This window comes from Pedobacter mendelii (assembly GCF_014635725.1).
In the GTDB taxonomy this organism is placed as follows: Bacteria; Bacteroidota; Bacteroidia; order Sphingobacteriales; family Sphingobacteriaceae; genus Pedobacter; species Pedobacter mendelii.
The window spans coordinates 86983-107516 of record NZ_BMDJ01000003.1 but is presented as its reverse complement, the minus strand read 5'-3'; the positions used below and the strand labels follow the sequence as shown (position 1 = coordinate 107516).

Here is a 20534-nt window from a genome sequence, read left to right as displayed (position 1 = left end):
CAATTCCCAATCGGGAAAACGTTGCATGCTTAAACTATTTGCAATACTATCTCTATTAACGATTCTAAATCAGAAATCGTATAGTCAAACCAAAATTTATGCCAACACGGTTAGTCCTGCTACCGGAAATTCTTCGGTAGATAATCCTGCAAATGCAATAACACCAGTCCAAACTGATTTTGCTACCGTTAAATCATTTGGCGGATTAGCTTTAGGTTTAGGAGCATTTTCGGGAGAATTGGAACTGAAGTTTCCAAGTACAATTGCAGCCGGAACAACATCTTATATCAGAATAGATGCTGATGCAACTTTGCTAAATCAATTACTTGGTGGCAATTTAGGCGGTTTACTTGCAGGAGTTGTAGGCGGAGTTGTTTTAGGAGATCACTCTATAGAAGTAGGTGCTCGAAATGCGGCAGGTACAACTGTATTAAGCGGTTCGAGTACGGGTGCATTTACAAGCCAGAATTTACGCTTAGTGAAAGATGCCGACGGCTTTTTTTATTTTGCTTTACGGCCAACGCAAAATTATGATAGGGTATATGTTAGGGATGTAACCAATGCTTTATTATTGGGTACATCAAATAACACAAAAGTTTACAATGCATTTTACACCAGTGGTATTGACCCATGCGCACAAGCATTTGCTACCAGTTTTGAAGGTAGTGGTTTAACCGTAGATGCCTTAGGATTAGGCAAAGCAGGCGTAACCAATGCCCAATTTGCGATTGATGCCAGTACAACCAATTACTCTGAATTAAGTTTAGGCGCACTTGGTGTTGCTGGCTCTATTAGTCAGAATTTCTATTTTAATACTGCAGCAAGTGCAGGAGATGATTTCAATTTAAGGTTTAGGGTATCATCGGCATTGTTAACAGCAGGTGTGCTTAACAATTTAAATGTTACTGCATTTAATGGCAATAGCCAGGTGTATTCTGCCTCTGCTTCAAATTTGTTAAATTTAGATTTGTTGGCATTGCTAAATTCAGGTCAGCCAGTTACAGTACCATTTTCGCCAGGTTTTGCTTTTGATAGGGTTCAGGTTACACTTTCGTCATTATTAAATGCTAATTTAACACAAACCATATTTATTTATGGGTTAACAAAATCTGCAGGGCGACCAACTTTTACTTTGCCAGCAACCAATAGCGTTGCAGCTTGTTACAATACTACTGCAGCTTTAACTGCAAACACGGCTAGTACTAACGATTTAAGGTGGTACGATGTAATAGAAGGTGGAACGGCATTGGCAACAACCGCTTATAATGGCACATTTCAAACGCCTGCACTTACTGCCAATAAAGTGTATTATGTAGCAGCTAGAAAATTAGGTTGCACTGATGAATCTGTTCGGGTACCAATTACGGTGACCGTAAATCCGGCGATTATTTTTAATACAACAACACTGGTTAATGCATCAAACGGATTTGTTTATGCAAAGCAAATTGATGCGGCTACAGGCGGAACACCCGGATTTACTTATACTTTAGCTAGCGGAAGTTCTTTACCTGCGGGGTTAGGTTTATCATCAACAGGATTAATATCAGGAACACCAACAGCCACAGTGGATGCAACATTTTCTATAGTTGCAACTGATACCAAAGGTTGTACAGCGACTGCAAGTTATACCCTAAGCGTTACTGCAGCACTTACTTTTGCGCCCGGCGTTTTGCCAAATGGCGTAACAGGAACACAATATCCCGCTCAGGTTATTCCTGCTGCAACTGGAGGTACTGGACCGTATGTTTACAGTGCCATAAATTTACCTCCGGGATTGGCATTTAATGCTACAACAAGAGAATTTACCGGAACTCCAACACAAGCAGGAAACTATAGCATCCCGGTTACGGTAACTGATGCCACAGGAAATAGTGTAACCGCTATTTATACCATTAAAATAACTGATCCATTGGTTTTGCCTGCTGCAACTCTAGCAAGTGGTGTTACCGGGCAGGTTTATACTCCACAAACAATTCCATCTGCAACAGGTGGTACTGGTCCATATATTTATGCAGCAACTAATTTGCCTCCTGGATTGTCTTTTAATCCGACAACAAAAGAAATTACAGGTACGCCTTCTAGCTCAGGTACGTTTACGTTTCCTGTTACGGTAACAAATGCTGATGGAAAAACTGCCAGTACAAATTATACCATTTCGGTAACCGACCCGCTATTACTACCTCCGGCTACATTGGCAGGTGGTGTTGCTGGTACAGTTTACACCACACAAATATTGCCAGCGGCTACAGGTGGTGTTGGTCCTTATACTTATGTGGCAACTGGTTTACCGCCGGGATTAGCATACGATGCTACAACCAGAGCAATTACCGGAACGCCAACTCAGGCTGGTAACTATACCATTTCGGTTACTGTTACTGATAGTCAGGGTAGAACTGCTGGAAATGCCTACCCGTTAAGCGTAACTGGTGTACTTTCTTTACCAACTGCAAGTTTGCCAAGTGGTGTTGTAGGTAGTGTTTACCCAACACAAACGCTACCTGCTGTTGCAGGTGGAACGCCACCTTACAATTACATTGCTAGTAATTTACCTCCGGGATTAAGTTTTAATACCGCAACTAGAGAAATTTCAGGTACGCCAACTTTAGGTGGAACATTTGTAGTTTCGGTTACAGGAACTGATGCCAATAACAATACTGTTAATTCTGACTATACGATTGTTGTAAATGTAAACCAACCGGTTATAGCAAATGCTGCGGTTTGTGCTGGAAGTACTGCTACACTAACGGTAAGTAATTTGCAATCTGGCGTAACGTACAATTGGTATGGTTCTACCGGGAGCACGGCTCTAGTAACAAATAATAACGGAGTTTTTGTAACACCAATTGTAAATGCCCCGATTACATATTATGCAGAAGCTGTTTCAGGAACAGCCGTAAGCGCCAGAACAGCAGTTAATGTAACTGTAAATCCAGCAGCTAATCCGGCAGTAATTACAACAAACAATCAGGTGGTTAATGCTGGACAAAGCACTACATTAATTGCTACTGCTGATTCAGGAAATACCATTAAATGGTATGCAGCTGCTACAGGAGGTACCGAGCTTGCAACAGGTTCTAATTTTACAACTCCGGCACTTACAACTACCACAACCTATTATGTAGAAACCACTAACGCTAATGGTTGCGTTAGCGCTGGTAGAGTTCCGGTAACGGTTACTGTTATTTCAGGTGGTGGTGCTACAGCTTGTAACGCATCAAACAGTCAAAATTCCGGAATAACAGGAATATGCTTATTGTGTAACATATCAGGAGCTGGTAACTCAACCGATTCAAATCCAAATAATTTTACCAGAATATCGCTTGCCGTTGGCGTTACTTCTACAGGCTTCCAACAATTAATATTTCCAGCTCTTGGAGCTGCAACCGATAGTATTCGTTTAGATTTAGGTTTGCCAACTGGCTTATTGGATCTATCGGTACTAAATAACATTACTGTAAATGTATTTAATGGTGCATCAATTGTTTCCAGCTATCCACTCAATTCATCTGTTTTAAATCTTAGGTTACTTGGTGGTACCAGGTTTACCGCAACATTACCTTCGGCAGGAGTTTATGATAGGGTAGAGCTACGATTTGGTGGATTAGTAGCTGCAATTAGCAGTTTAGATATTTATGGTGCTACCGTAATTTATCCAAATCCAACGATTACAAGTGGTTCGCAAACCATTTGCGCCGGAAATACAGCAACACTTTCTGCCACTGCAAATGGCGGAACCAACCTAAAATGGTTTGATGCGCCAACTGGTGGCAATTTATTGAGCAGTGGAGCTTCATTTACAACACCTGCATTAACTGCAACTACAACATACTATATAGAAGTAGCAAATGGAACTTGTGCAAATACAACCAGAGTTCCTGTTGTTGTAACGGTAACACCTGCAGTTGCGCAACCTGTTCTGGCACCTCTTGCTAATGTGTGTTCAGGTTCATCTGCAACATTAACGGTTAGTAATCCTGATGCTGCCCTAACATACAATTGGTACGCTGCAGCAACTGGTGGTCCAGCCATATTTACTGGAAGCACTTTTGTAACCCCGGCATTAAACGCCAATACAACTTATTACTTAGAAGCTGCAAACGGAAATTGTTTGAGTGCGAGTAGAGTTGCAGCAGCGATTACCGTAAATCCACGTCCGCTAATACCTACGGTTACAGCATCAGCTACAACCGTAAATTCTGGTCAGACAGCAATATTAGCCGCAACTTCGTCAGAAACAGGCGTTACTTTTAATTGGTATGATGCTCAGGCATCTACAACTCCGGTTTTTACTGGTTCGACCTTCGTAACACCGCCTTTAACTTCAACAACAAGCTATTACGTAGAAACGGTTTCTGCTTCAGGTTGTGCATCATCCACTCGAGTTCAGGTAACAATCAATGTAAATGGAACAGGTACACCAATAACAATTCCTTGTGAGGTTGCATCAACTCAGGTAAATGGTGTAACAGGAGTTGCTTTACTAGCGGGAGTTTTTAATGCAGGCTTGGCAATAGATAACGATGCACAAACTGCATCATCATTGGTTATGCCGGTGGGCGCTTTAGGTGCCAGCGTTTATCAAACTTTATATTTTGGAAGTTTATCCAATGTGGGCGATACTTTACGAGTTTTGGTTTCATTCCCTCAAAGCTTAGCTTCCCTTGGCGTTTTAAATAATGTTTCGATAACAACGTATAATGGTGCGAATTCCAATAATGATGCTACTCTTTTAAACAATGGATTATTAAACATCAGGTTATTAAACGGGAACACTCAGGCTTTAATTACATTAATTCCCGGTGCTGCATTTGATGGAGCAAGGTTAAGTTTAAATTCAGGTGTATTGGGTGCGTTAACATCGGTTAACCTAAACTACATGCAGCGTTCATTACTGGCACCACAAGTTACATCTGCAAATGTTGCTGGTTGCGCAGGTTTAACAAGTACGTTATCAGTTTTAAATCCAATAACTGGCGTAACTTATCGTTGGTTTGATGCTGCACAAAATGCTTTAACCGATGGACCAACGTACACAACAGCGGCATTAACAGCCGATACAAAATATTATGTTGCAATCGTTTCGGCTTCGGGATGCTTGAGTGCAAAAACAGAAGTGAATGTTGTAGTTCAGCCAGCACCTGCAACGCCAGAATTATTATCGCCTACCGTTAGCGCATGTGCAGGTACAGCAATAGTTTTACAGGTTAAAAATCCGGTTGTTGGCGTTACCTATAAATGGTATGATTCGAACGGAATAAGTGCTGGACCTGATGGCACAACTTTAACCGTTACACCAACAGCAAATACAACTTACACATTAGAAGCTGTAAATAGTTGCGGAACGGCATCAGCAAGAGCAACTGCCACGGTAACTATTGGTGCAAACCCACAAGCTCCGGTTATTACGCCTGCATCGGCCACAATTGTATCGGGTACTAGGGCGGTGTTAAATGCAACATCATCAGTTGCTGGTGCTACTTTTAATTGGTATAGCGATGTATTATTAACTACCCTTGAGTACAGTGGTCCAAACACGTCTTTTACAACACCAATATTAAATGCAAATACAACTTATTATGTAAATGCAACAGTTCCAGGCTGTGGTAATAGTCCAACTGTATCTGTATTGGTAACCGTAATACCTCAAACCCCAGGAACAGTTGATTGCGGTATTGCAACAATAAGTGCTTTAACTGGAGTTAATGGTGTAAATGTAGGAGCGGGTGTTATAAATGAAGCTTCTGCTGTTGATACAGATGTAAATACGGGTTCTACCTTATTTATTCCGGCAGGGGTTTTAGGAACATCTGTTTTTCATCGTTTAGGATTTTCGGGTGGATTATCAAACATCGGTGATACGTTGCGTATTAAAATCTCCTCTCCAGGAAAATTATTATCAGCCGCAGTTTTACCAAATCTAACATTAACCACCTACAATGGTTCGGCAAGCAATAATGATGATGTTACACTTAACAGTCAATCCATACAACTTAATTTAGCCACCGATGGAAGTGAAGCTACTTTATCATTCATTCCAACTGCTCAATTTGATGGTGTAGAATTAAGATTAAGTTCGGGTTTAATTGGTGTTTTAACATCTGTAGATTTTAATTATGCCAGACGAATCCTAACCAAACCAGAAATCAGTTCTACTGCAGTATCGGCCTGCTTCGGCTCTTCTGCTACATTAAGCGTAAGTAATCCTAAACCAAATATTATTTATAAATGGTATCAAGGTTTGGCTTATCAAAATGGAAAAGATGGTGTTACTTTCTTAACAGATGCGAACCTAACTGCTGGCACTTATGATTTCTTTGTAACCGCTACAGACTTGAATGGCTGCGAAAGTCCGAAAGTTAAAATAACGGTAACCATAACTTCGCCACCAACACCACCTGTACCTGCTACAACAAATCCGGTATCAACCTGTATCAATACTCCGGTTACCTTAGCTGTTCAATCAGTTACGGGTGTGGTTTACAATTGGTATGATGCAGCAACTTCAGGTAATTTATTGGTGAGCAATAGCAATAGTTTTGTAACTTCTGCAAATCTGTCGCCAGGCATTTATACCTATTATGTAGAAGCTGCATCAAGCGGAGGTTGTACAAATGCTATACGCACACCGGTAACGATTGAGGTTAACCAAAATGCAATTGCTGCAGATATAGTAATTTCTGGTAACACAGCATTATGTAATGCGGGTACAACAACCCTAACCGCAAGCAGCACAACAGTTACAAATCCGTTATTTACCTGGTATAGCGATGCATCACTAAGCACTTCGGTTTTTGTTGGTGCAGCATTTACCACTCCACAAATAAATGCGAACGTAACTTATTATGTTACGGTAAGCGGTTCAAATCGTTGTCCAAACCCTGTAGGTAATGCGGCCAGCGTATCCATTACCATAAACCCTGTAGCTTTAGCGTCAGACATAAATGTTACTGGTGCAAGTAGCCTGTGTGCTGGCTCAACAACAACATTAACAGCAACTTCAACTATACTAAATCCAATATTTACCTGGTATAGCGATGCTGCTTTAACCACAGTTGTATCTACAACACCATCATTTACAACACCTGCATTATCAACAGCAACAACTTATTATGTAACCGTAAAAGGTAGCAATAGATGCGAAAATACGCCCGCAACTGCAAAAGCTGTTTTAATAGATGTTAATCCGCTGTCAACCGCAGCAGATATCAATATCACAGGCTTAAACATCATTTGTAGTAATGCTACTGCATCATTATCCGCATCATCAGTTACGGTAACCAACCCGGTATTTACCTGGTATAACGATGCGGCATTAACCAGTGTTGCATTTGTTGGGGCATCGTTTACAACACCAGCTTTAACTGCTACAACAACCTATTATGTTACGGTTAGCGGTGATAACAATTGCGCAAACGCTGCAGCAAATGCCAAGGTCATTACCGTAACGGTAAAGGATTATGCCACCGCAGCAGATATTTCGGTTAATAATGCAAATATTTGTTCAGGTAGTACTGCAACTTTGCTGGCATCGAGTTTAACGGTAACACAACCTGTATTTACCTGGTACAGCGATGCATCATTAACGGTTCCTGTTTTTACCGGACCAACTTACAATGTTGCCGTTTCTGTTACAACTACATTTTATGTAACGGTTAAAGGAACAAATAAATGCGAAAATGCTGCCGCAGATGCAAAAGTGGTTACCATCAATGTAAATCCGCTGGCTACATCAACCGATATTATTGTTGCTGGAAATACGGCAGCGTGTGCTGGTTCTTCAGCTATTCTCACTGCAAGCTCAACCACGGTAACTAACCCCGTTTTTACCTGGTATAGCGATGCATCACTTACGAACATATCTTTTGTGGGTGCAAGTTATACTACACCGGTTTTAAATGCTAACACAACTTATTATGTAACTGTTAAAGGCGATAATAAATGTGAAAACGCACCATCAACTGCAAGAGTGGTTGTAATAACTGTAAATCCTGCTCCTGCAAATCCTGTTGTTTCATCAGCTGGTACAACAATTTGTTCTGGTAATACAACTACAATTAATATTCAAAATCCGCAAAATGGCGTAAGCTACGAATTTTATAATGCAGCAACTGGAGGTAACCTTATATCAACAGGTGCAACATTTACTACACCAGTTCTAACCTCAAACACGAATTACTATATCCAGGCAATTGGAGCGGGTGGTTGTTTAAATGCTGCGGGAAGAACACTGGTTACCATCGTAGTTAATGCTACACCAAATAACCCGGTTGTTGCTACAACTGGTACTGCAATTTGTGCTGGAAATTCAACCACTCTTACCATACAAAATCCTCAAACTGGTGTAACCTACGAGTGGTATGATGCTGCAACAGGAGGTAATCTTTTAACCACTGGAAGTACATTTACCACAACTGTTTTAACAGCTAATGTTAATTATTATTTACAAGCGGTAGGAAACGGAGGATGTGTGAATACAGGCGGAAGAACGTTGGTAACAGTAACTGTTAGTGCGGCACCCTCTAATCCTGTAGTTTCATCAGTTGGTACCAACATTTGCTCGGGCAATGCCACTACATTAAACATTCAAAGTCCAGAGGCTGGTGTAACGTACGAATGGTATAATGCGGTAACTGGCGGTAATCTTTTAACAACCGGAACTTCATATACAACTCCTGTACTAACCAATACCGTAAACTATTACATCCAGGCGATAGGTGCAGGAGGTTGTGTTAATGGCGCAGGCAGAACCTTGATTACTGTAACCGTTAATCAACAACCATTTGTTCCAATAGTTGCGAGTGCTACACAAAACGTATGTTTTGGAAGTGCAGCAAACCTATCGGTAACAAATGCTCAAACTGGGGTAACTTACAATTGGTACACCAGCTCAACCGGAGGTACTATTGCTGGTTCAGGAAGTACCTTTACAACGCCATCATTAACCAATAATGTAACATATTATGTTGAGGGTGTGGCTGGTACCTGTATCTCAAGCAACCGAACTGCGGTTAATATTACGGTTTTACCATTTCCTGTAGCACCACTTTTGGTTAGTGCTACAAATGGTACAATCTGTTCTGGAACTACAACCGTACTAAACGTGAACACGCCAGAACCCGGTTTAACTTACAGGTGGTATGCAGCAAGTACCGGCGGAACTGTGTTAGGACAAGGAACTACGTTTACAACACCGTCGCTAAGTGCTAACACAACATTTTATGTAGAAAGCTTTAGTGCGGCAGGTTGCACAAGTGCAGTTAGAACTCCAATCACCGTTACCGTTTTACCAGTTTTATCGATACCAGTTGTTCGGGTAGAAACTACAACACCTGCAAGTGTAACATTTAGTTGGAATGCTATTTCTGGTGCAACTGGCTATGAAGTTTCGCTTAATAATGGCGCAACATGGCAAGCACCTTCCAACGGGGCGAACGCAACCAGTCATTTAATTATTGGCTTAAAACCAGACCAGGCCGTTACCCTAATCGTTCGTGCTTTGGGACAAATTGGTTGTCAAACCAGCGCTAATTCTACTCCGGTAACTGGGAAAGCTGCTAATCCGATAGGAAATGAAATTTATATTCCAAATGTATTTACGCCTAATAATGATGGCAAGAATGATATATTTCTGGTTTATGGAACAACAATCGCGTCGGTTAAAATGAATATTTATACCCAATGGGGACAATTAATTTACCAGGTTAATTCTACAACTAATGGTTGGGATGGAACCTATAAAGGTATTGCTCAACCAAATGGTGTATATGTTTATATGATTGAGGTAGAATCAACGGATGGCACCAAGGTTATGAAAAAAGGAACCGTAACTATAATCAGATAATTAATAGATAACATTTACCGCTTTAAACTACATCTTATGAAATTACTATCATCTCTTAAAATATCTGTTTCAATGCTTTTATTGTGTATTGCATCATTAAGCGTAAAAGCACAAACAGACCCTCATTTTTCTCAGTATTATGCTTATCCATTGTGGTTAAATCCTGCGCTTACTGGAGTTATAGATGGCGATTATCGGGCATCGGTTAATTTTAAGCAACAATGGAGCGCAATTTCAAATTCTTTTTTAACAGGAGGAGCATCTTTTGATGTCGCACCGACAAAGAATTTTGCTTTCGGTGCTACCATTTTAAATCAAAGGGCTGGCGAACTCGATTTTAATTATTTAACGGCTTTAGTCTCTGGCTCATACCGATTAAGGTTTGGTTTAGAAGGGTTACAAATGATAAGCTTCGGCTTGCAGGCTGGTTTCGTAAACAGAAGTTTCAATTTATCTCAAGGTAGATTTGGAAATCAATTTAATCCTATTACTGGTTATGATGGAGGCACATTTAGTGGCGAAAGTTTTTCGTCAACATCATCATTTGTACCAGATATAAATGCTGGTATTATGTATTTCGATGGTAATCCAAATCAAAATGTTAACGTATTTTTTGGTGCAAGTGCCGCCCATTTAAACAGACCAATAGAACGCTTTTCTGATAATAGTACGCGTACTCCAATTCGTTTTACCGGGCACGGTGGAGCCAGGATAAGGGCTTCAGAAATGTTAGATATAGTTCCAAACGCTTTGGTTATGTATCAGGGAAATACAAATGAAATCTCTGTTGGTGCATACGCACAATTAATGGTTAATAATCAATCGAATATTTTATTTGGTGGTAATTATCGCGTTAAAGATGCTGCAATTGCTTTTGTTGGGCTACAGTTTAAAAATATGGTTTTCGGTTTAAGTTATGACGTAAATACATCAACATTGCAAAGGGCATCAAACAGCAATGGAGGTTTAGAATTATCTATCTCGCTTATCGGTCGTAACGGTATTATTGGTCCAAACTTTTTCTGTCCTCGTTTATAATTATTTGTTATGAAAAAATTAATCCTCTTTTTAATTGTTGCTTCTTTAACGAGTGTTAAAGCACAATATGTAGTTAATTATAAAAAAGTAGCTGATGCTTATTTTCAAAGTAGAGATTACTACGCTGCATCTACATTTTATAAAAAGGCTTTAAAAATTACAGCAGATAGTAGTCAGGTTGTTTTGCCTTATGGTAAGGATAAAAAATTGGGCAGTGAAGAAAAGGTAATTGAAGATTATGAAGGCTCACTTTATAACTTGGCTGAAGCAAGTCGGATGTACCGCGATTATACAGAAGCTGAGAAATATTACGAGTTAGCCAGCACTTTTAGCAATCCTAAATACTACAAATCATTGTTTTATTATGCCGAAAGTTTAAGGGCAAATAAAAAATTTCCACAGGCAATAGCTGCTTTTGAAAAATTTATTGCCAATAACAAAACTGATGGATTGGTAAAAACAGCAAATTTAGAAGTGCTGTCATGCAAATTCGCCATGAAAGAAATGCGTTTCCCAAGGCTGGTTCAAATTAAAAAAGTGCCTTCAGAAATTAATGGATTAGGTTCTAATTATGCTCCGATTAAACAAGGCAGTTCATTTTATTTTACTTCTTCAAGGCCGGTTGCCGTTTCAGGTAAGCCCGATGTGGTTAAGGTGGTAAAAGGCGAATCGCCAATTTCTACTAAGGCAAATCCATTTATGAACAAACTTTATAGTTCGAGCTCAAATTTTCAAGATGATAAAGTTAATGTTAAGAAAATCGATTTCAATTTGCCAAATGATATGGAATTTGCTGCGGTAAGTTTTAATCCTGAAGGTAATGTTGCGTATTTTACGGCCTGGAAAGGGCAAGAAAAATATTCTGTTTATTCCGCTACTAAAACAGAAGATAAATGGTCGATTCCGCAATCTGTAGGTTTGCAGGTTAATAGTAAGGATTTTAATTCTGCACAACCTTTTGTAACCAGCGATGGTAAATTTTTGATATTCTCATCAGATAGAATGGGCGGTTATGGAAAATACGATTTGTGGTATGCTGCGATAAGAAGTGATGGTTCAATTGGTCAGGCGGTAAACTTGGGACCTGAAATTAATAGCGAAGCCGATGAAAAGGCGCCTTACTATAACACGATTACTAAAAAATTAATATTCAGCACTGATGGTAGAATTGGTTTTGGTGGAATGGACTTTTTCGAATCGGAGGGCGATTTAATTAACTGGACAAAGCCCAAAAACATGGGTTATCCTTTTAATTCATCAAAAGATGATGTGTATTTTACCCCAATAAATGCTGATGCCAGCAAAGGCTACATCAGTTCCGATAGAGAATCTGCTTGTTGCCTGGAAATTTTTGAAGTGAAACGAGAATATATTTCTGTATCAGGCATCATAACCGATTGTAAAACCAAAAAGCCATTGGATGGTGTTTTGGTAAAAATGAACGACCAGGAAAATGATTATAGCTTTACTACAGATAATACGGGAAAATATAATTTTAAAATGGATAGCAAAAGGCCGGTAAAATTAAATATGACAAAGGATAATTATTTCGCCTTGAATAAAAATTATGCATATGAAGAAATTGCTAAAGCCGATACTTTGATGTATGCCGATTATTGTATTAATGCCTTTAAAATAAATGTACCAATCGTACTGGATAATATTTATTACGAATTTAATAGTGCCGAATTAACAGAATCGTCTAAAAAAGTACTTGATGCTTTGGCTCTTATTTTAGATGATAACCCTGAAATGGAAATAGAACTGGGAGCCCATACAGATGATGTTGGAACCGACGTTTACAATCAGGAATTATCAGAAAGAAGAGCAAAATCTTGCGTTGATTATTTAGCAACAAAGAATATTTCGCAAAGCCGATTGGCATCTAAAGGTTATGGCGAAAGCATGCCGATAGCACCGAATAAATTAAAAAAGGGTAAAGATAATCCCGAAGGCAGAGCAAAAAATAGAAGAACAGAATTTAAAGTAACTAAGAAATAGCGTTTATTATATTGGTTTAGTTTAGGTAGGAGATTGAGAGCTCCTGCCTTTTTTTTGTTTAAAATGAATTAATCTAATCGTTTCGGTCCGTCCTTTCGAGTGTAGCCGAGAAATTTTTGTCATTAGATATCAGTCTCTGTATTTTGCTGAAAATGACTGCCACTTCAGTAAATTGCGCTTTAGGCAATTTGCACTATTGCAACAACGATTTTTAGGAAATTAAATGACAGTAAATTATGGCAGTTTTCAGTCCTGCTTTTCGTTTCAATTCCGCTTCCGATGAAAAATCGGGATTGCGGGCTTTTCACTTTAATCAGGTTTATCTAACAAAAGTAAGCTGCTTTTGGCATTATTCTGTACCACCTTTTTATACTTTTCGTCATTCCCCAAATTATGGGGAATCGTAAAGCTGCAGTACAAACGCCATATTCCATGAATTCTGTGGAAATCTTAAGCAAGTTTAACACCAATAGGTTTGCATAAAACTCTACACTTATTTATACGATTTAAAACTATTTTGTGTAATGCTGGTTTTTTGATGAGATTTGAACTGATTTAAATATTTCGTTTTAAATTTGAAATCTATTTTACAATATAAATAATAAACATGGCGTCAGGTTTTTTTGCAATTTTAGATGATATCGCAGCTTTAATGGATGATGTGGCTGTAACAGCCAAAATTGCTACACGAAAAACCGCTGGTATTTTAGGCGATGATTTAGCCGTAAATGCCGAAAAAGCTACAGGTTTTCTATCATCAAGGGAGTTACCTGTTTTGTGGGCTATCACAAAAGGTTCATTTTTAAACAAATTGATTATTGTTCCAGTTGCATTACTTTTAAATTCTTTTTTTCCTGTTGCCATTACCTATATTTTAATTTTGGGTGGATTTTATTTGGCTTTCGAAGGTGTAGAAAAAATTATAGAATACTTCTTTCATCGTTCTGCAGTTCCTAAAACAGCCGAGAAAGTTATTGTAGAAAATGATGCTGAAAACGAAAGGGCTAAAATAAAATCTGCTGTAACAACAGATTTTATTTTATCTGTAGAGATTGTAATTATTGCTTTAGGAACCGTTCTAGATAAAAGTTTAACCTTACAAATTTTAACCGTTTCGGTTGTTGCATTATTGGCAACCATTGGTGTTTATGGCATTGTTGCACTTATTGTTAGAATGGATGATGCCGGACAAAACCTGATAAAGCGTTCGGGCGATAAAGGTTTTTTTGGTCGTCTTGGAAATTTATTGGTAAAATCTTTACCAGTGATAATCAGAATCTTAAGTATAGGAGGTACGATAGCTTTAATACTAGTTGCGGGCGGAATTTTCGTACATAATGTACCATACATTCATGATTTGTATCCAAATTTAGCATCAATAATTAAAGAATTTGCAATTGGAATACTTGCCGGATTAATTGCAGTTGCCATTGTTGAATGCATTAAAAAAATCATATCATTATTTAAATAATAAATTAGAATTGATTTTTTTAAAATTTAAATTTAATTTTTTTACATCCCACATGTAAATCAATTACCTATATTCAACTTATAAAATTGTTGATTGGATATTACTGAAATTATTTATCCCGAATAATTATGAGATTTAAAGATTTATATTTTTTTGCTTTCCTTGTAATTTTAACTTTTTACAGCTTTAAACCTATTACACAATCAGCACCGCTTTTGGGTATTGCAACTAGCTTGGATCGAGATAGTATTGTTTATTCTTCGGGCTTTAGAATGCTTGGTGAATCGGTTAGAAAAATGCTTTCACCTACATTAACAGATAAAGTTTTTAATGAAAATGTAAAGCAAATTAAAACAGCAAAATGTAAAGTAATAATGTGTAATCTTTTTTATCCCGGTACGCTTAAAATAGCAGGTCCTGATGTAAATGAAGAGAAAGTTTTAGCATATTCTGATTCAGTTCTCTATAGGGCGGGGCAGGCTGGTGTAAAGTTTATTGTTTTAGGCAGCGGAGGTTCAAGAAATATTCCTGCTGGTTATGATCTAAGTAAAGCAGAATCTGATTTTATAAGCTTAGGTAAAAGACTTGGTTCACTTGCCAGAAAACATAATGTTACAATTGTGTTTGAAAATCTTGAAAAGACGGAAACTAATTTTATAACTTCTTTAAAATCTGCAGCAAGTATTGTGAGAAGGGTAAATGATGCTAATTTCAGGCTCAATGCAGATGTATTCCACATGATGCGGGAGGGAGAGTTACCATCAGAAATAATTGCAGCAGGTAAATTAGTTGCATTTTGCGAGTTGGCAGAAAAGGAAAAAAGGTCGCTGCCTGGAGTTATGGGCGATGATTTTAAGCCTTATCTTCGAGCCTTAAAAAAAATAAAGTATAACGGTTTTATTTTCATAGAAGGCAATATAGTAGATGCCAATGTTGAAATTCCAAACGCTTTCAAATACCTTTCGGGTCAAATCCGCGAAGTTTATACGGAAAACAAGTAATATTTTCTTTGTTGGTTACTTTGCTAATTAGCAATTAAACTTAAATAATATAATTAGGAATCTAAAAGGTTTTTGATTGTTAAAAGCATATTTTTAGAATCATAAGGTTTACCCATTATCGCTTCTGCGTCGCAGGCAATTTCACCAATAATAGAATATTCGAGTGCAGTCAATAATATTATTGGAATATGTTGTGTTTCATTAGATCTTTTAATCTCATCACACAATATTCTTCCATCTGCTTTATCAAGTTTTATATCCATAATTATCAAGTCAGGCTTAAAAATTTCGATAGATGGAAAAATCATTTCGGTTAAATCAACGCTTTTAACATCATAACCTTCATCATTTAGAATTATTTCCAAAATTTCTAGGGTAAGATGATCATCGTCTATAACCAGTATTTTATTTTTCATGATGCTTTAACAATTAAAATATTAAATTGTTGGTTAATACTTTTTAAATAATTTTATTTAAAAATCCGGCGTTAAAAAATATCCGTATATACAACTGTTTTAGATAGATATTTTTTAATGACTTTAGCTTTAGTGTTATGTTAATTAATAATGATGAGACAACTATTAAATTGGACTCACTTCAAGTAGGTGATTTTATTGAGAATAAAAGCGGATCCAAAGGTGTAATTGAGCAAATTAATATTCTTAAAACTCCCCAAGCAACCGAATATTATTTTCAATTGTTTGATGGGAAAGGTATTGTATTTATTTTAAAAGAAAAATCTGTATCTAAGTAAACAAATTCTCTCATCTAAAGTAATCATCTTTTCTGATGATTTTAAAAATTCGACCTTGTCATTCTGTTCATTATGGTCATTTAAAAATCTACAACGTTTTTAGCTTCATAATCGTTTGAAACATATCTTTGTTTAAATCCTTTTTTTAAACACATTATCTGCTTAATTTTATCGCTTCTAAAGCTTTGTATCTTGCTTTTTATTCTTACATTGTACTTCATTACTGAGCCAAATATTTATTTTAATTTAAAATGCGTCTCAAAATTATCTCTATTTTACTGATTACTTGTGGATTCGCTTCGGCTCAAAAAAGTCAATTGCAGTTTTCAAGACTCGATTTATCTAATGGTCTTTCAAATAATCAGGTAACCGCTATTTATAAAGATATTCAGGGATATATGTGGTTTGGTACCATGGCAGGCCTAAATCGTTATGATGGTTACCAATTTAAAGTTTTTAAACACAATTCAAGAGATTCTAAAACTTTAAGTGATGATTTTATAAACACCATAAGTGAACTTCCTGATGCTAAATTATTAATTGATACACGTGCGGGTTTAAATATTTTTGATCTTGAAAAACAAAGTTTTATACAGGATGTTGCCCCATATTTTAAAAAACTAGGCATATTTACCACAAAAATAATAGGGGTTAAAAAAGATAAGCTGGGCAACTTTTGGTTTAATGCAGGTGGTGATGGTGTTTTTATTTATCAACCGAATAAAAAACAAACCATTCAATTAAAATGTGCTGATAAAAATTTGGGAGCACTTGGCATAGCACCAGTTGCCCACATCCAAAACGATGATAAAGGTAATTTCTATGTTCTTCATACTGATAAAACCTTCGAATTGATAGAAATAGGTTCTCTAAAAATAAAAAAGCGTTTTACCCTTTTAAAAACTAAAGAGCAAACAGAGTTCAAGCCTCTACGGTTTTTTATTGATAATAGCGGAGCGTTCTTTATCTGGAGTTTTAATGATCAAGATGGCTTAACTTACTATGACCCTAAAATAAATCAGGTAAAATATTTCAACAAAAAGCAAGGTGGCTTAAATAATAATCTTATAACAGGAATTATTCAAGATGACAACGGCCAAATTTGGATTGGAACTGACCATGGTGGAATTAATGTTTTAGATAAAAAAACTTTTGAAATAAGTTATGTTGAAAGTAGGGAAGATGACCCAAAAACGCTTAGCCAAAACAGCGTTGTAAGTCTTTATAAAGACGATTCTGGCATCATTTGGGTAGGTACTTTTAAAAAAGGTATAAGCTACTACCATCAAAATATTATTAAATTCCCTTTATTTAAACATTTAGCTTCTAATGCAAACAGTTTGCCTTACGATGACGTTAATAGATTTGTAGAAGATGATAAAGGTAACTTATGGATTGGTACCAATGGACAAGGCTTAATATATTACGACAGAAAAACACAGAGCTACCTGAAATACAAGCATAATCCAAGTAATCAAAATAGCATAAGTAATGATATCGTTGTCAGCTTATTTATAGATGATGAAAAAAAACTTTGGATTGGTACATATTTCGGTGGTTTAGATTGCTTTGATGGAAACAATTTTAAACATTATCGGCACGAAACTAAAAATATAAATAGTTTAGGTGATGACCGGATTTGGGATATTATTGAAGGTGATGATAAAAAACTTTGGATTGGAACTTTAGGTGCCGGAATTGATGTACTCGATAGGTCAAATGGAATCTTTACTCATTATAAGGCATATTCATCAAAAAATAGCGTTGCTTCTAATTTTATAACAGCGTTGTTAAAGGATAAGAATGGCAATGCATATATCGGTACATCATCAGGATTGGATTTCTGGGAAAAAAAGACAAATAAATTCACGCATTTTAATGCAGACCCTCACCTTAAAAATTCATTAAGTAATGGAAATGTTTATGACATTTTAGAAGATAGCTATGGTTTTATCTGGATAACAACCAGAGATGGACTAAATCGGTATGACCCAAGAAAAGCCCATTTCGAAGTATATAGGATGGAAAATGGTTTGCCAGATAATACAACCCTTAATATTGTAGAAGATAAAAACAAAAACCTTTGGTTAAGTACTACAAAAGGTTTAACATTTATTAAAGTAAAAAAAAATGTTAATGGTTTTGCTTATTCTTTTAGGAATTATGATCAGCAAGATGGTTTGCAGGGGAAAGAATTTAATGTTAATTCTGCTTATGTTACAAAAAAAGGAGAACTCATATTTGGAGGAGCGAATGGCTTTAATATGTTTAAACCAGAAGATATTAAAACCGATCATAGCAAACCCGAAATTGCTCTTTCAGAATTACAAATTGCTAATAAAGCCGTTGGTGTGGATGAAGAATTTGATGGAGAAATAATTTTAAATAAAATTCTGAATAGTACCTCTAAGCTATCTTTAAATCACAGGAACAATGTTATATCAGTAGAGTTTACTGCATTAAACTATTTTAATCCTGATAAAATAAAATACAGGTACATGCTGGAGGGTTTTGATAAAACATGGCAAGAACCTTCAGGTAATTTAAGAAGAGCAACATATACCAATTTAGATCCAGGATCATATATTTTTAAAGTAGCTTCTACCAACTCTGCTGGAGATTGGGTTGCAAACGAGAAAAGAATTTCGATAAAGATATTACCACCCTTCTGGAAAACACCTTTGGCTTACCTTCTGTATTTATCTTTCATCGGCGGTGTACTTTTTCTGGTTAGACAGAGAGGAATAAGGAAATTAAAAACAGAATTTGCAATTGAACAGGAGCGACTTGAGGCAAAAAGAATGCATGAATTAGACTTAATGAAGATTAAATTCTTCACTAATATAAGTCATGAGTTTAGAACACCTTTATCCCTTATCATTACACCAATGGAAAAGCTGATTAAACAGACTGAAGAAATTGGGAAAAAGCAACAAATGCAAATGATCCATAGAAATGGAAGGCGATTGCTTAACATGGTTAACCAGTTGCTGGATTTTAGAAGAATGGAGGTTCAGCAGTTGAAACTCGATTATAAACTTGGTGATATTGTTGATTTTATCAAGGAGTTAACCTATTCATTTACAGATATTGCAGATAAAAAGAATATAAAATTTCATTTTGAATCAGATTTAACGAGTCTTATTACCGAGTTCGATTACGATAAAATCGAAAGAATTTTATTTAATCTTCTTTCTAACGCCTTTAAATTCACACCTGAAAGTGGCGAAGTTGCGGTTAAGCTAAGCTCAATGCAAAGCGAAAGTAATAAAACCATACTTTTAATTAATATAACCGATAATGGTATTGGGATTGATGAAGATAAATTAAATAGAATATTCGACCGCTTTTTTCAAAGTGATATTCCAGGTTCTTTTGTTAATCAGGGTAGTGGAATAGGTTTATCGATAACAAAAGAGTTTGTACGCATGCATGGTGGCAAAGTTTGGGCCGAAAGCGAAGTTGGTGTTGGTTCTAAGTTTACTGTTAAAATTCCTTTTAATGAAGCCGATGTAACTATTGTAGAAAACAGTAAACTCAGTTTTACAGTTAAATCACCTTTAAGGATAGTAGCAGAAGAAAAAAATCAACCCAATTTTTCCGAATATAATAAGAAGCCCATATTATTACTGGTTGAGGATAATGATGATTTTCGTTTTTATCTAAAAGATAACCTAAATGAATATTATCAGATTTTTGAAGCTTCAAATGGAAAAGAAGGTTGGCAAAAGGTGTTATCGGTTCATCCCGATTTGGTTGTAAGTGATGTGAGTATGCCTGAAATGAATGGCATTGATTTATGCAGGAAAATTAAAGGCGATCAACGTACTGCCAATACACCGGTGATATTGTTAACTGCGCTTACAGGTGAAGAAATGCAAATTTCAGGCTTGGAAACTGGCGCAAACGATTATTTAATGAAGCCTTTTAATTTCGAAATTTTACTTTTTAAAATTAAGAATCAACTCACCCAACTTAAATCGTCAGAAATAAAATTTAAAAAACAAGTAAATATTAGCCCGAAGACTGATGAAATAGAATCCGTTGATGAAAAATTTATGCGTCAACTTACTTTACTTATCGAAAATAATGTTTCTAATTCCGAATATTCTGTAGATCAGCTAAGTGGTGAGATGAACATGAGCAGGGTAAGTTTGTATAAAAAAGTATTACTACTTACAGGTAAATCACCGGTAGAATATATCCGCTATTATCGCCTTAAAAAATCAACGCAGCTTTTAGAAAAATCGCAATTAACTATCTCAGAAATTGCCTATGAGGTTGGATTCAACAACCCAAAATATTTTACAAAATATTTTAAACAAGAATTTAACATGCTTCCTTCAGCATATATTACACAAAAATCCAACAAAAAATAATACTTAAATGTGTTTAAATAGTTATAAAGGCATTTTTTTATGCAAGTTA

Annotated in this window: 8 protein-coding genes; 7 read left to right on the top strand and 1 reads right to left on the bottom strand. The window is 36.5% G+C overall.

Translation table 11 applies throughout. The annotated features are described in order from the left end of the window. The first annotated feature begins 25 nt into the window (after positions 1 to 25). The 5 genes from IEV50_RS06545 to IEV50_RS06525 all read left to right on the top strand — a co-directional run bounded on the left by IEV50_RS06545 (position 26) and on the right by IEV50_RS06525 (position 15352). A complete protein-coding gene (locus IEV50_RS06545; RefSeq protein ID WP_188412441.1) occupies positions 26 to 9841 on the top strand; it encodes an Ig-like domain-containing protein in 9816 nt (3271 codons plus the stop codon). A 36-nt stretch (positions 9842 to 9877) separates the two neighbouring features. Next, the gene (locus IEV50_RS06540; protein WP_188412440.1) at positions 9878 to 10879 is read left to right on the top strand and encodes a PorP/SprF family type IX secretion system membrane protein; all 1002 of its coding nucleotides are present in this window, start codon (positions 9878 to 9880) and stop codon (positions 10877 to 10879) included. A gap of 9 nt (positions 10880 to 10888) precedes the next feature. After that, positions 10889 to 12880, top strand: coding sequence for an OmpA family protein (locus IEV50_RS06535; protein WP_188412439.1), 1992 nt, complete (start codon positions 10889 to 10891; stop codon positions 12878 to 12880). A gap of 607 nt (positions 12881 to 13487) precedes the next feature. Then, on the top strand, positions 13488 to 14351 hold the full coding sequence (locus IEV50_RS06530) for a DUF808 domain-containing protein (RefSeq protein ID WP_188412438.1): 864 nt from the start codon (positions 13488 to 13490) through the stop codon (positions 14349 to 14351). A 128-nt stretch (positions 14352 to 14479) separates the two neighbouring features. Beyond that, positions 14480 to 15352 carry a sugar phosphate isomerase/epimerase family protein gene (locus IEV50_RS06525; RefSeq protein ID WP_188412437.1) on the top strand — a complete coding sequence of 291 codons (873 nt, stop codon included), beginning with the start codon at positions 14480 to 14482 and terminating at the stop codon, positions 15350 to 15352. Positions 15353 to 15405: 53 nt separating this feature from the next. On the opposite strand, the gene IEV50_RS06520 is transcribed toward IEV50_RS06525, so the two are convergent. After that, the gene (locus IEV50_RS06520; RefSeq protein ID WP_188412436.1) at positions 15406 to 15768 is read right to left on the bottom strand and encodes a response regulator; all 363 of its coding nucleotides are present in this window, start codon (positions 15766 to 15768) and stop codon (positions 15406 to 15408) included. Positions 15769 to 15905: 137 nt separating this feature from the next. On the opposite strand from IEV50_RS06520, the gene IEV50_RS06515 reads away from it, so the two are divergent. Both IEV50_RS06515 and IEV50_RS06510 read left to right on the top strand, forming a co-directional pair. Further along, positions 15906 to 16106 carry a hypothetical protein gene (locus IEV50_RS06515; protein WP_188412435.1) on the top strand — a complete coding sequence of 67 codons (201 nt, stop codon included), beginning with the start codon at positions 15906 to 15908 and terminating at the stop codon, positions 16104 to 16106. 251 nt (positions 16107 to 16357) lie between these two features. Further along, entirely contained in the window at positions 16358 to 20485 is a 4128-nt protein-coding gene (locus tag IEV50_RS06510) for a hybrid sensor histidine kinase/response regulator transcription factor (protein ID WP_188412434.1), read from the top strand. Positions 20486 to 20534: the final 49 nt, after the last annotated feature.

Bases quoted from the DNA above. Each gene is read 5' to 3' on its own strand.
- IEV50_RS06545 (WP_188412441.1), top strand. From the start codon at position 26: ATGCTTAAACTATTTGCAATACTATCTCTATTAACGATTCTAAATCAG.
- IEV50_RS06540 (WP_188412440.1), top strand. From the start codon at position 9,878: ATGAAATTACTATCATCTCTTAAAATATCTGTTTCAATGCTTTTATTG.
- IEV50_RS06535 (WP_188412439.1), top strand. From the start codon at position 10,889: ATGAAAAAATTAATCCTCTTTTTAATTGTTGCTTCTTTAACGAGTGTT.
- IEV50_RS06530 (WP_188412438.1), top strand. From the start codon at position 13,488: ATGGCGTCAGGTTTTTTTGCAATTTTAGATGATATCGCAGCTTTAATG.
- IEV50_RS06525 (WP_188412437.1), top strand. From the start codon at position 14,480: ATGAGATTTAAAGATTTATATTTTTTTGCTTTCCTTGTAATTTTAACT.
- IEV50_RS06520 (WP_188412436.1), bottom strand. From the start codon at position 15,768: ATGAAAAATAAAATACTGGTTATAGACGATGATCATCTTACCCTAGAA.
- IEV50_RS06515 (WP_188412435.1), top strand. From the start codon at position 15,906: ATGTTAATTAATAATGATGAGACAACTATTAAATTGGACTCACTTCAA.
- IEV50_RS06510 (WP_188412434.1), top strand. From the start codon at position 16,358: ATGCGTCTCAAAATTATCTCTATTTTACTGATTACTTGTGGATTCGCT.